Source organism: Bradyrhizobium cosmicum (genome assembly GCF_007290395.2).
In the GTDB taxonomy this organism is placed as follows: domain Bacteria; phylum Pseudomonadota; class Alphaproteobacteria; order Rhizobiales; family Xanthobacteraceae; genus Bradyrhizobium; species Bradyrhizobium cosmicum.
In genome coordinates this window covers 5810696-5823572 of record NZ_CP041656.2, presented here as the reverse complement: position 1 = coordinate 5823572, position 12877 = coordinate 5810696, and the positions used below count along the sequence as shown (strand labels likewise).

Sequence of the window (12877 nt, the reverse complement as noted above, 5' to 3'; positions counted from 1 at the left end):
GTCACCGCCCGCACAGCATGCCGTCGTCATTGACGGCGGGCGTGATGGTCGGCGAGGCGCCGGCATATTGGTTGACCGAGCATAGCCCGGCACTCGCGGCGCAGTTGGCGGCAAAGGTCCAGGGCGGCGTGTTGGCCTTGGTGATGCTGACCTTGCCGCCGGCCGAAACGATCACCGCGGTGTCGCCCGGCTGGGTGAGCTGCACGCATTGGCGGCTGGTCGTGCAGACGCTGGCCGCACCGTCCTGAAGCACGACGACGGAGCGCCCGCGCTGGGACAGGATGTCGAGCGTTGTGCCGCGCACGCCGATGGTCGCGAGCGGCGTCGTGATCTTGTAGGCGGTTTTTTCCGAATGTCCGGTGACGAAACGGAAGGCGCCCGTGGTCATGCGGATCGCGACGTCGCGATAGCTGTGCTCGTCGTTGAAGACGGTGCGGTCGAGCTTGAGCGTCGCGCTCGGCCCCAGCGACAGGTTGGTGCTGTCGGCCATGACGAAGCGCGCCGCGCTGTCGGCGCCGGTGCGCACGGTCTCGTCGCGCAGCATGCTGTCGCCGACATTGATCGGCGTCGTGCTCGCGGCCACGCGCACCACTTCGTTCTGGATCACGACGGCTTCGCCGACGCGCGTCTGCGCCTGCGCGCAAGGCGCCACGCATGCAACGACCGCCAACAGAGTGGGGAAAAGCCAGAAACGCAAATTCATTTCACAACCGATCGATGGTCCCTGATCGTACCGGACCGCGCGCGCTTCGTGGCGGAATTATCACAAAGGGCGCGGGACGAGCGTTATCCTTAGTGACAGTTGCGGCAGAATGCGTTCAATGAAAAGTGCCAGCCAGATTTTTCTCCACGGTGAAGCAGATTTGCCACGCAAAACGTCCCCACACATGTCGCTCGATCTGCCTGCGGTTCCGAAGATGTCGCGGAGCGCAGTGTTGGCTGTCGCGATTTTCCTGGTTGCCCATCTTGCACTGCTGATCGGCCTGACGACGCCGGAGAAGTTCGTTTTCGACGAGATCCATTACGTGCCCGCGGCACGGCAGATGCTCGCACCAGCGATGTCGCAGCCGATGCTCAATCCGATGCATCCGCCGCTGGCCAAGGAGCTGATGGCGGCGTCGATCGCGGCCTTCGGCGACAACGCGCTCGGCTGGCGCTATCCGGCGACGTTGTTCGGCGCGCTCGCGATCGTCGCGATCTATCTGTGCGGGCTGGCGCTGTTCTCGGCACATGGACCGGCGATCGCAGCAGCGCTGATCGCGGCCTTCAACCAGATGCTCTACGTGCAGGCGCGTATCGCGATGCTCGACATCTTTGCGCTCGGCTTCAGCCTACTCGCGATCGCGGCCTTCATGCATGGCTTTCGAAGGCAGCGCCCGCATGCGTTGTTCGCGCTGGCGGGTACGTTGTTCGGTCTTGCCGCGGCCTGCAAATGGAGCGGGCTGTTCCCGCTCGGAATCTGCATCGTCATCGTTGCGGTGATCCGCCTGATGCAGGGCTGGCGCACGCTGTTCGCCGACGCGAAGCCGGGCGATTGGTATCGCCCCGATCTCTGGACCGATTTTCGCGTGCAGCATGCCGCGCTCTGCTTCGCCGTTCTGCCGGCGGTGACTTATCTTGCCACATTCGTTCCCCTCTATGGGTTGTCGCTAACCGACCTGATCGAGGCGCAGCGCCGGATCTTTGCCGACAACACCACCACCGCGATCGCCGGCCATACCTATATGAGTTCGTGGCCATCCTGGCCGCTGCTCGCCCGACCGGTGTGGTTCCTGTTTGACAAGACGACGGAGGGCAACGTCTCCGCGATCGTCTTTCTCGGCAACCCGCTGGTGCTGTGGCCGGCGCTGGCCGCGCTCGCGATCGTGCTGCGCGATTTCATCGTCACGCGCCGCTGGGATGCATTCCTGATTGCGATGTTCTATTTCGGCTGCTGGCTCGCCTGGGCTTTGCTGCCGCGTACGCTGGGCTTCATCTACTACTATCTGCCGGCCGCAACGATCGCGTCGCTCGCGCTGGTCTATGTGTTGCGTCGGGAGGGCCTGCCGCACTGGCTGCTATGGGCCTATGTCGCTGTCGCCGCCATCGGCTTTGCGGTGATGCTGCCGATCTCGGCGGCTTTCGTCGGGACGTCGATGCAGACCTTCAACCGGCTAATGCTGTTCCAGAGCTGGATATAAAATCGCCGCCTGCCGGGTTACGGCAGGCGGCGCGTTTCATTGGCGATCAATTGGGGTTACTTGGACGCCGTCGTCTTGGCTTCCATGTTCACCACCTGGACGCGGCGATTGATCGGGTCGGCGCCGTTGGCGGTGTCCTTCAGCTTGGTCTTGCCGTAGCCGACCGTGACGAGATCGGTGCCCGCGAGGCCGTAGTTCTGCATCAGGTATTTCTTGATGGTGTCGGCCCGACGTTCGGACAGGCCTTGATTGTACTCTTCGGTGCCGACCGCATCGGTGTGGCCGGCGACCACGAAGGTCGAGCCCTTCAGCGACGGGTCGGACAGCGCCTTGCCAAGCGCCTGCACCGACGGCACCGAGGTCTTGGCGATGTCGGCCGAGTTATAGTCGAACTGGATCTCCAGATCGATCTTCGGCTTGGTCGCAGCCAGCTCGGCGATCTGCTCACGCTCGCCCGTCGAGAGCGACCGGGTGGAGCGGTTGCGCACTGTGTTCAGGAAGGTCGATTCCTTGGCCTGCACCGCCGGATCGGCCTGCGGCCCGACGGACAGGCCGCGCGTCACCGGCTTCGGCTTCAAAGCATCCAGGATCTTGTCGGACGAGACATTGTCGCCGGCCAGGGCCAGGCCCGCCGTCATCGACAGCGCTGCCGTCAGAGTGATCGCCTTCAGTGCAAAGAACTTATCAAAACGGGTCATCGTGGTATCCTCGCTGTTACGCCTGATGGCGATTTGATGCCGCGAGCATAGGGAAGGTTCAAAGGCCTTGATGTGATCCTGGTCACGCAGGTCAGAAAGGCCTCCTAACTCATTCTAGCGCATTTGGGGGCGTTCGGGCGCTTCCACAGGGAAAGGCCGGCGCTACGGCGCGAACGCCGGTAGTCGCGTTTTTCTTGAGGTCGGTTTGAGCCGTTGCGATCCCTAACGTGATCTAGATCACATTCGGCTTCCGTGGAAGAGATCACACTGCGGTCATCGGTGGTTCTTGATCTGGGGAGAAAGACCATGCGTTTCCTGTTCGCGGCAATGTCTCTCGCAGCCTTCGTCTTTGGCAGCAACGTGGCGCTCGCCGAAAAGCGTGTCGCCTTCGTGGTCGGCAACGCTGCCTACAAGAATGTCCCGCAGCTCCCGAATCCAGCGATCGACGCCAAGTCGATGGCGCGGGTGCTGCGCAATGTCGGCTTCGACGTGGTCGAGGGTGCCAATCTCACCCGCGACGCCATGACGGCGAAGCTGCTCGAGTTCGGCAAGAAGAGCGAGGGCGCCGATGTGGCGCTGTTCTTTTATGCCGGCCACGGCATCGCGGTGAACGGCACCAATTATCTGCTGCCTGTCGACGCCGACCTCAAATCCGAGATGGACGTCAAGCTGGGCGCGGCGATCAATGTCGATCTCACGCTCGAGCAGACCATGGCGGATGCCAAGGTGAAGCTGGTGTTCCTCGACGCCTGCCGCGACAATCCCTTCGCCGCAAAGATCCGTTCCGCCAAGGCGACGCGCTCCGTCAACGTGGCCAGCGGTCTTGCCGAGATGAAGTCCGGAGAGGGCACGCTGATCGCGTTCGCCACCGGTCCCGGCCAGACCGCCCTCGACGGCGAGGCCGGCACCAACAGCCCCTTTACCCGCGCGCTCCTTGCGAACATCGCGTCTCCCGGCCTCGAGATCCAGCAGGCCATGACCAAGGTTCGTGCCCAGGTCAACGACGAGACGGGCAAGGCGCAGCTGCCCTGGGGCCACACCAATCTCACCGGCACAGTCTATCTCAACCCGGCCGCCGCGACGGCGTCCGACGCGGCGGCTCCGGTAGCTGTCGCCCAGGCCGGCGAAGTCGAACTCGAGTTCTGGCGCTCGATCAAGGACACTAACAAGGTCGAGGAGCTCAACGCCTATCTCACCAACTATCCGAACGGCACCTTCAAGCCGCTGGCGCTTGCTCGCATCGCCGCGCTCCAGGACGGTCCGTCCACGATGACACGCAACCTCAGCGCAGGAATCGATCCCGCGATCTTCACGGATACGGCTGACCAGATCGCCGAAGACCAGGTTGGTCTCGACAAGAACCAGCGCCGCGACGTGCAGCGCCGCCTCACCGGTCTCGGCTTCGACATCAAGGCGACCGGCAAGTTCGACGAGGAGACCCGGTCCGTGATCAGGCGCTGGCAGGCCGCGCGCGGCTACCCCACGACCGGCTATCTCAACAAGCTCCAGCACAAGGCGATGCAGTCCGAGATCGTCTCCAGCCGCGTGGCCTCTGAGGATTCCACTGACGAGCCCGCGCGCCGCCGCTCCTCCGGCGGTGGCAGCCGCCGCGCGCACGGCGGAGGCGGCATGGGTGGCCCCGGCAATCTCTTCGGTCACATGATGGGCGGCCTGTTCCGGCGGTGACGTGAAGAGCCGCAAGATGCGAAGCGGCCCGAGATCGGGCCGCTTTTGCTTTGGAAACCTGCGCACATCGATCGTCGCAAAGCGGTCGCGGCATGGCCTGCCCGTGAACAAGCTTTCGGCCAGATGCACGCCTAGCAGAGCCTTTCACCGCTAGTCGCGAACAAGTGGAGCAGAGTTCCGCCCAGTGCCGAGGCCGAGTGACTACCAGTTCTATCGCAGCGGCCCGCCGGATCGGACTGTGTCCCTGAGTTCGATGCCCATCTACGTGGGAGCGGCGATGATTGCGGTGGCGATCTTGCTGTCGACGCTGATCAGCGGGTTGACTGGTCGCTATGTCGGCCTCGATGGCCCGAACGACGAGAACATGTGGCTGGTCGACCGCCTCACCGGCAGCGTCTATCGCTGCCAGGCGGAGGCGCGCGGCAAGGCCTCGTGCGAGCAGGACATGGCTACGGGAAGCGTTGGCGACCGCTCCGGGGCACCCAAGGGCGTGCGCTGATCCCTCCACCTTCGCACCGCAGCGACGAGAAATTTTATTCTCCGCGAAACGTTCTCTCTGGAGAAACGTACTAACGAATATCGGCATGGCGCCGGTTTGGTTTTTACGGAGGAGACTTTTCGATGAGGATCTTGCTCACCGCCGCAGTCGTTGGTGCATTCGCTTTTTCCCTGTCGCCCGCATCCGCCGCGATGATGGCATGCACCAAGGACAACATGATGAAGTCTGCCGCCATGATGGGCGGCACACCCGACACGCCGGCCAAGATGGCGGCGAACAAGGAAATGGCCATGGCCAACACCGACATGAGCAATGGCAAGATGAAGAGCGCCTGCATGCACTACATGAAGTCGCAGAAGGCGATGTCGATGAAATAGGCGCGGGGCGCGCGCATGATCCTGCCGCGCTGTCAGCAGTTGGCAGCGCGGCTTTTCTTGGCCCGCCTCCTTGGTCCCTGCTTTTCCGTCGCGCGAATCCAGCTACATTGCCTTCCGCAATGTCACGCGCGCTGAAACCGATCCCGCTCACCACGACACAGGCCCGGCATATCTGGCTGCATGCCCAGCGGCTGGATGCGCGTACGCCGTTCGGGGAGGGGGCGCAGGCCGTGGCGGATGCAGTTGCCCATCTCGGCTATGTGCAGATCGACACCATCAATGTGATCGAGCGCTGTCATCACCACATCCTGTTCAGCCGCATTCCGTCCTACCGTCGCGCCGACCTGCGCCAGGCCCAGAGCGTCGACAGGAGCGTGTTCGAATACTGGACGCATGCACTCTCCTACGTTCCCTCGAACGATTTTCGCTTCTTCCTGCCGGCGATGCGCGAGCACCGGCGCGAGGGCCACAGATGGTACGCCTCGGTGACGCCGGCCGACACGCGCAAGGTGATGCGGCTGCTGCGCGCCGGCCCGCTGACGATCCGCGACATCGAGGACGATGTGCTCACCGAGAAGGCGCACCTCTGGCAGAGCCGAAAGCCCTCGAAGCGCGCGTTGCAGCTCGCCTTCTATACCGGCGTCGCGACCGTCAGCGAGCGCCAGGGCATGCTCAAGACTTACGAGCTGATGACGCGTCATTTCGGTTGGGACAGGCTGCCGAAGCCGGCGTCGGCGCGGGAGCTCACGGCCTATCTGCTCGATCGCGCGCTGCGGTCACAGGGCGTGGTCAGCCTGGATTCGATCTGCCACCTCGATGCGCCCAGCAAGCAGGCGGTGGCGGGCCTGATCGCCTCACGTGTCCGCCGCGGCGACCTCGTGCCTGTCGCGATCGACGGCGCCGGCAAGCAGGAGCATTGGGCAGCGCCCGCGGCGCTGGAGCCCGGCGAAGTGTCGCCGGATCTCGCTCATATCCTCTCGCCGTTCGATCCCCTGATCATCCAGCGCAAGCGCACCAATCTCATCTTCGGCTACAATCACCTGTTCGAAGCCTATGTGCCGAAGGCCAGGCGCAAGCTCGGCTATTTCGCACTGCCCGTGCTGGTCGGTGACGAGATCGTTGCCGCGCTGGACCTCAAGACCGACCGGCAGGCAAAGAAGCTGCTGATGCAGAAATGGACCTGGGTCGGGCAGGGGAAGAAGACCGCGGGGCGCAGGGAGCTGAAGCGTGCGATTGAGGAAGAACTTGATCGCTTTGCGCGGTTTCAATTGGCGGAGTGAAGGCTGCTCGCCACGGCGCCGGTCTCGTAGGCGGTAAAGCGGAGCGTGCCCACCATCGTAATAAGTGAAGAGAAATAGTGGGCACGGCGCTAGCGCGCCTTTGCCCACCCTTGCTCCATTGACTCTTTGCCCGCGATGCTGAAAACCCCGGATCAGCTCACAAAAGCAATAACCCGGGGGAAAGCCATGAGCCAGACCACGACCTATTCCGGCGCTGCCAAGAGCGCCATCGAGACCTCGACCATCCGCGCCATCTCCTGGCGCCTGATACCGTTCCTGGTGCTGGCCTACTTCTTCTCCTATCTCGACCGCGTCAATCTCGGCTTCGCCGCGCTGACCATGAATGCCGAGCTGAAGTTCACGCCGCTGATCTTTTCCTGGGGCGCTGGCATCTTCTTCATCGGCTATTTCATCTTCGAGGTGCCGAGCAATCTGGCGCTGGAGAAGTTCGGCGCCAGCCGCTGGATCGCCCGCATCATGGTGACCTGGGGCATCATCTCGGCGTTGATGGCGCTCACGAGCGGCGTCACCAGCTTTTACGTGTTGCGCTTCCTGCTCGGCGTCGCCGAAGCCGGATTCTTCCCCGGCATCATCCTGTATCTCACCTACTGGTATCCGGCCGAATATCGTGCCCGCTTCCTCGCGGCCTTCGCCATCGCCGTCCCGGTCTCGACCGTGATCGGCGCGCCGGTCTCGGGCCTGCTGCTCGGGCTCGACGGAGCGATGGGCCTGAAGGGCTGGCAGTGGCTGTTCATTCTGGAGGGCATCCCCTCGGTGCTGCTCGGCATCGTCACCTGGTTCTATCTCACCGACAAGCCGGAGAAGGCGGACTGGCTTTCGCCCGAGCAGAAGGCCTGGCTCAAGGCGAAGCTTGACGCCGAGATCGCGGCCAAGCAGGCCGTGAAGCATCTGACGCTCGGCGAAGCGCTGTCCTCGCCCAAGGTGATCACGCTGAGCCTGATCTATTTCGGCTTCGTCGGTGCGCTCTACGGCATGCAGTTCTGGCTGCCGCAGATCGTCAAGGCGTTCGGTCTCACCAATGCGCAGACCGGTTTCGTCACCGCGATCCCCTATCTGTTCGGCACCATCGCGATGATCCTGTGGGCGCGGCATTCCGATGCCACGCGCGAGCGCGTGATGCATGTCGGCGCGCCGCTGCTGCTGACCGCCGTTGCGCTTGGCGTGTCCTCCTATCTCTCCGATCCCGCCATGACGATGGTGGTGCTGACGGTGGCCGCGATCGGCGTGTTCTGCTGCTTCGGCGTGTTCTGGACCCTGCCGACCGCCTGGCTCTCAGGCACGGCCGCCGCCGGCGCCATCGCCCTGATCAACTCGATCGGCAATCTCGCCGGCTTCTGCGGGCCCTATCTGATCGGCTGGGTCAAGGAAGCCACCGGGCAGACCTCGAACGGCTTGCTCGTGCTCGCCGTGCTGCCCCTGATCGCCGGCATTCTGGTCTTCATCGGCGGTCACGACAGCAAGCACGAGTTTGCCGGACAGGGGCGGTAGGGACGGCCCGTCTGCGAGTGTGCAGGCCCGGATTGCGCTGCGCGATCCGGGCTGCCGGCTTTTGCCGGCCCTACAATCGGACCCCAATGACGTTCATCCCAATCCTTACTCCTCCTTAACGATCACGCTTTCCTGATGACTGACGATTATTGACTTTCGTCAGTAGTTAGTCGACATTCTTGGCATTGCAGCCGCAGGAGTGTCCTCAGATGTTCGTTCGGTCAGTTTTGTCCAGCTATTCCAAGCTCTTGGCGGGTGTGTCGCTGGCCCTGATGGCCGCCGCGCTGGCCGGGTGCAATGACACCGTCGCTGAAAAGGCCGAGCCGCCGCGGCCGGTTCTGGTCGCGACCGCGCATTATGATGCCGAGACGCCGGAGCGCAGCTTCGTCGGCACCGTCAGACCCCGGATCGAGAGCGATCTCGGCTTCCGTGTTGCCGGCAAGGTCGCCAAGCGCCTGGTCGAGGTCGGTCAGACCGTCGAGATCGGCCAGCCGCTCGCCACCCTCGACGAGGTCGATTTGAAGCTCCAGGCCGAGCAGGCCGTCGCCGAGCAGACCGCCGCGACCGGCGTGCTGGCCCAGGCCGCCGCCGCCGAGCAGCGCGCCAAGGATCTGAAGGCCAAGGGCTGGACCACCGATGCCCAGCTGGATTCGAGTCGCGCCGCGGCCGACGAGGCCCGGGCGCGTCTGAACCGGGCCGAGCGCTCGGTCGAGCTGACCAAGAATTCCCTTTCCTACGCGACGCTCAACGCCGACGCCCGTGGCGTCGTCACCGCAACGCTGATCGAGCCCGGCCAGGTGGTTGCCGCAGGCCAGACTTCGATCCGCGTCGCCCGCTTTGCCGAAAAGGAAGCGGTCGTCGCGATCCCTGAGACGCTGGTCGGACGTGCCAAGTCGGGCGCCGCCAGCGTCACTCTTTGGTCGGAGCCGGGCAAGAAGTACGCGGCCAAGCTGCGCGAGATCGCGCCCACCGCGGATTCCGCGACGCGCACCTATCTCGCGAAATTTTCGCTGCCCGAGGCCGACGACAAGGTGTCGCTCGGCATGACCGCGACGCTGACGCTGTCGGATGCCGCCACCGAGCGCGTCGCACGGCTGCCGCTGTCGGCGCTGTTCAACGAAGGCGGCAAGCCTTCTTTCTACGTCGTCGACGACAATGGCGCCGTCACGCTGAAGCCGGTCGTTGTGAAGTCCTACGAGAGCAACGACGTCATCATCACCAGTGGTGTGGATGAAGGCGCCAAGATCGTGGCCCTCGGCGTGCAGAAGCTCGATCCGGGCCAGAAGGTGCGGATCGTCTCGTCCCTTTCGTTCTAAGGCGTTTTTACGAGTTTCGTCGTGTGAGGTGAGTTTCGGCCCGAGCGCAAATGCGAAGGCTGAAGCGGCGAAGCGATCCAGAACCTGCCCAGCCCCCTGGATTGCTTCGCTGCCTCGCGACGACGGCTGAACAGAGCGGCTGTCGTTTTTTGCAACTGGATCGTCTTCGGAGAGAGCGATGAAGCGCTTCAACCTTTCGGCCTGGGCCGTCAGCCATCAAACGCTGGTTCTCTTCCTGATGCTGGTGCTCGGAGTCGCCGGCTTCTTCTCCTATCAGAAGCTCGGACGTGCCGAGGATCCGTTCTTCACCGTGAAGGTGGTCAACGTCTCCGTGATCTGGCCGGGCGCGACCGCGCAGGAGATGCAGACGCAGGTCGCCGATCCCATCGAGAAGAAGATCCAGGAACTGCCCTATTTCGAGAAGGTGCAGACCTATTCCAAGCCCGCTTTCACCGCGCTCCAGGTCACCTTCCGCGATTCCACGCCGCCGAAGGACGTGCCGTATCTGTTTTATCTGCTGCGCAAGAAGCTCGCCGACGTGCAGGGCCAGTTGCCCTCGGGCATCCTCGGTCCGGTCGTCAACGACGAGTTCTCCGACGTCGATTCCATTCTCTACATGATGACCGGCGACGGCGCCGACTACGCCCAGCTCAAGAAGGTCTCAGAAGGCTTCCGTCAGCGCCTGCTGAAGGTACCCGGTGTGACCAAGGTCGACGTCTACGGCAATCAGGACGAACGCATCTTCGTCGAATTTTCGCACGCCAAGCTCGCCACCCTCGGCATCACGCCGCAGGCGCTGTTCGACTCGCTCGCCAAGCAGAACAACGTGACGCCCGCCGGCACGGTCGAGACCTCGTCGCAGCGCGTGCCGCTGCGCGTCACCGGCGCGCTCGACGGCGCCAAGGCCGTCGCCGAAACGCCGGTCGAGAGCAACGGCCGCGTATTCCGCCTGGGCGATATCGCCACCGTCACCCACGGCTATGTCGACCCGCCGAGCTTCATCGTGCGCCAGGAAGGCAAGGCCGCGATCGGCATCGGCGTCGTCACCGCCAAGGGCGCCAACATCCTCGAGCTCGGCAAGGAGGTCGAGAAGGCCACCGCCGAGTTCATGAAGGCCGTGCCGCAGGGCATCGACGTCAAGCTGATCGCCGACCAGCCGAAGGTGGTCGAGCATGCCGTCGGCGAGTTCGTGCACTCCTTCATGGAAGCGCTCGTCATCGTGCTGTTCGTTTCGTTCCTGGCGCTCGGCTGGCGCACCGGCATCGTGGTCGCGCTGTCGGTGCCCTTGGTGCTCGGTATCGTCTTTATCGTCATGAACACGATGTCGCTCGACCTGCACCGCATCACGCTCGGCGCGCTGATCATCGCGCTCGGCCTGCTGGTGGACGACGCCATCATCGCGGTCGAGATGATGGTGGTGAAGATGGAGCAGGGTTGGGACCGTTTCCGGGCTGCGTCCTTTGCCTGGGAATCGACCGCGTTTCCGATGCTGACGGGAACGCTGGTCACGGCCGCCGGCTTCCTCCCCATCGGCTTTGCCAATTCCGCGGTCGGCGAATATGCCGGCAGCATCTTCTGGATCGTGGCGATCGCGCTGGTCGCCTCCTGGTTCGTGGCGGTGATCTTCACGCCCTATATCGGCGTCATGCTGCTGCCCAACATCAAGGTGCACCACAATCACGATCCGCACGCGGTCTACGAGACCCGGATGTATCGCGGCCTCCGAGCCATCGTGCAGTGGTGCGTCAACCACCGCATCACCGTGGTGGTCGCGACCGTCGGTGTGTTCATCGCCTCGATCGTCGGCTTCGGCCATGTCCAGCAGCAGTTCTTCCCGCTGTCGGAGCGGCCCGAGCTGTTCCTCCAGCTGCGCCTGCCGGAGGGCACCGCCTTCAACGTCACCGAGAAGTCGGTGAAGCAGGCCGAGACGTTGCTGAAGGACGACAAGGACATCGAGACCTATACGTCCTATGTCGGCCAGGGCTCGCCGCGCTTCTGGCTCGGCCTCAACCCGCAACTGCCGAACGAGGCCTTCGCCGAGATCGTCATCGTCGCCAAGGGCGTCGAGGCGCGCGAGCGCATCAAGGCCAAGATCGAGAAGGCCGCCGCCGACGGCATGTTGAGTGAGGCGCGGGTCCGTGTCGACCGCTTCAATTTCGGCCCGCCGGTCGGCTTCCCCGTCCAGTTCCGCGTGATCGGACCCGATGCCAACAAGGTGCGCGAGATCGCCTACCAGGTTCGCGACGTCATGCGGCAGAACAAGAACGTCAAGGACGTCCAGCTCGACTGGAACGAGCAGTCGCCCTACCTCAAGCTGGTCGTCGACCAGGACCGCGCCCGTGCCATGGGCCTGACCCCGCAGGACGTGTCGCAGGCACTCGCGATGCTGATCTCGGGTGCGCAGGTCACGACCATCCGCGACGGTATCGAGAAGGTCGCCGTGGTCGCCCGCGCGATCCCGTCCGAGCGCCTCGATCTCGGCGGCGTCGGTGATCTCACCATCACCTCGCGCAACGGCGTTGCCGTACCGCTGCAGCAGATCGCCAAGATCGAGTATTCCCACGAGGAGCCGATCATGTGGCGGCGTAACCGCGACATGGCGATCACCGTGCGCTCCGACGTCGTCGACGGCGTGCAGGCGCCCGACGTCACCAACCAGATCACGCCGAAGCTGAAGGCGATCAAGGATCACCTCGAGCCGGCCTACCGCATCGAGCCGGGCGGCGCGTTCGAGGAATCCGCCAAGGGCAACGCCTCGATCTTCGTCCTCTTCCCGCTGATGGTCATGGTGATGCTGACGCTGCTGATGATCCAGCTGCAGAGCTTCTCGCGCCTGATCCTGGTGTTCCTGACTGCGCCGCTCGGCATCGTCGGCGCCTCGTTCGGCCTCAACATCGCCAACGCCCCGTTCGGCTTCGTGGCGTTGCTCGGCCTGATCGCGCTCGCCGGCATGATCATGCGCAACACGGTCATCCTGGTCGATCAGATCGAGACCGACGTCTCGCACGGATTGACCCGCCGCGAGGCGATCGTGGAGGCGACCGTCCGCCGCGCCCGTCCGGTGGTGCTGACGGCGCTCGCCGCGATCCTCGCCATGATCCCGCTGTCGCGCTCGGCGTTCTGGGGCCCGATGGCCATCACGATCATGGGAGGCCTGTTTGTCGCGACATTCCTGACTCTCCTGTACCTGCCGGGCCTCTATGCACTTTGGTTCAGGAGGAGCTTGGATGAGGCGGGGACTCCCGACAAGTCCGCTGCGTCGCAGCATGGCAGCGATGAGCATCCCGCAATTCCGCTTGCTGAAGCGGCTGAATAAATGAGAAGACTGCTGA

10 protein-coding genes are annotated in these 12877 nt (G+C 63.9%); 8 read left to right on the top strand and 2 right to left on the bottom strand.

The window, feature by feature from the left end:
• Window position 1: 1 nt before the first annotated feature.
• Window positions 2-703, bottom strand: coding sequence for a FecR family protein (locus FNV92_RS27925; RefSeq protein ID WP_015688060.1), 702 nt, complete (start codon window positions 701-703; stop codon window positions 2-4).
• Between the two features lie 184 nt (window positions 704-887).
• Here FNV92_RS27925 and FNV92_RS27920 point away from each other — a divergent pair, with 184 nt between their 5' ends.
• The gene (locus FNV92_RS27920) at window positions 888-2180 is read left to right on the top strand and encodes a phospholipid carrier-dependent glycosyltransferase (protein WP_186355474.1); all 1293 of its coding nucleotides are present in this window, start codon (window positions 888-890) and stop codon (window positions 2178-2180) included.
• A gap of 56 nt (window positions 2181-2236) precedes the next feature.
• Here the strand turns inward: FNV92_RS27920 and FNV92_RS27915 are convergent, their stop codons facing one another.
• A complete protein-coding gene (locus FNV92_RS27915) occupies window positions 2237-2878 on the bottom strand; it encodes an OmpA family protein (RefSeq protein ID WP_015688058.1) in 642 nt (213 codons plus the stop codon).
• A 306-nt stretch (window positions 2879-3184) separates the two neighbouring features.
• Here FNV92_RS27915 and FNV92_RS27910 point away from each other — a divergent pair, with 306 nt between their 5' ends.
• The 7 genes from FNV92_RS27910 (at window position 3185) to FNV92_RS27880 (ending at window position 12861) form a co-directional block, all read left to right on the top strand.
• A complete protein-coding gene (locus FNV92_RS27910; RefSeq protein WP_168213537.1) occupies window positions 3185-4564 on the top strand; it encodes a caspase family protein in 1380 nt (459 codons plus the stop codon).
• Window positions 4565-4817: 253 nt separating this feature from the next.
• Window positions 4818-5063, top strand: a complete 246-nt coding sequence (locus FNV92_RS27905; RefSeq protein WP_143843707.1) for a hypothetical protein — start codon at window positions 4818-4820, stop codon at window positions 5061-5063.
• A gap of 122 nt (window positions 5064-5185) precedes the next feature.
• Window positions 5186-5440: a hypothetical protein gene (locus FNV92_RS27900; RefSeq protein ID WP_143843708.1), complete on the top strand. Its 255-nt coding sequence runs from the start codon at window positions 5186-5188 to the stop codon at window positions 5438-5440.
• A 119-nt stretch (window positions 5441-5559) separates the two neighbouring features.
• Complete coding sequence (locus FNV92_RS27895) at window positions 5560-6720, top strand: winged helix-turn-helix domain-containing protein (RefSeq protein ID WP_143843709.1); 1161 nt, start codon at window positions 5560-5562, stop codon at window positions 6718-6720.
• A 186-nt stretch (window positions 6721-6906) separates the two neighbouring features.
• Window positions 6907-8229, top strand: coding sequence for an MFS transporter (locus FNV92_RS27890; protein WP_143843710.1), 1323 nt, complete (start codon window positions 6907-6909; stop codon window positions 8227-8229).
• A 209-nt stretch (window positions 8230-8438) separates the two neighbouring features.
• Entirely contained in the window at window positions 8439-9545 is a 1107-nt protein-coding gene (locus FNV92_RS27885) for an efflux RND transporter periplasmic adaptor subunit (RefSeq protein ID WP_143843711.1), read from the top strand.
• Window positions 9546-9723: 178 nt separating this feature from the next.
• Window positions 9724-12861 carry an efflux RND transporter permease subunit gene (locus FNV92_RS27880; protein WP_143843712.1) on the top strand — a complete coding sequence of 1046 codons (3138 nt, stop codon included), beginning with the start codon at window positions 9724-9726 and terminating at the stop codon, window positions 12859-12861.
• Window positions 12862-12877: the final 16 nt, after the last annotated feature.

Bases quoted from the DNA above. Each gene is read 5' to 3' on its own strand.
- FNV92_RS27905 (WP_143843707.1), top strand. From the start codon at position 4,818: ATGCCCATCTACGTGGGAGCGGCGATGATTGCGGTGGCGATCTTGCTG.
- FNV92_RS27890 (WP_143843710.1), top strand. From the start codon at position 6,907: ATGAGCCAGACCACGACCTATTCCGGCGCTGCCAAGAGCGCCATCGAG.
- FNV92_RS27885 (WP_143843711.1), top strand. From the start codon at position 8,439: ATGTTCGTTCGGTCAGTTTTGTCCAGCTATTCCAAGCTCTTGGCGGGT.
- FNV92_RS27900 (WP_143843708.1), top strand. From the start codon at position 5,186: ATGAGGATCTTGCTCACCGCCGCAGTCGTTGGTGCATTCGCTTTTTCC.
- FNV92_RS27880 (WP_143843712.1), top strand. From the start codon at position 9,724: ATGAAGCGCTTCAACCTTTCGGCCTGGGCCGTCAGCCATCAAACGCTG.
- FNV92_RS27915 (WP_015688058.1), bottom strand. From the start codon at position 2,878: ATGACCCGTTTTGATAAGTTCTTTGCACTGAAGGCGATCACTCTGACG.
- FNV92_RS27910 (WP_168213537.1), top strand. From the start codon at position 3,185: ATGCGTTTCCTGTTCGCGGCAATGTCTCTCGCAGCCTTCGTCTTTGGC.
- FNV92_RS27925 (WP_015688060.1), bottom strand. From the start codon at position 703: ATGAATTTGCGTTTCTGGCTTTTCCCCACTCTGTTGGCGGTCGTTGCA.
- FNV92_RS27895 (WP_143843709.1), top strand. From the start codon at position 5,560: ATGTCACGCGCGCTGAAACCGATCCCGCTCACCACGACACAGGCCCGG.
- FNV92_RS27920 (WP_186355474.1), top strand. From the start codon at position 888: ATGTCGCTCGATCTGCCTGCGGTTCCGAAGATGTCGCGGAGCGCAGTG.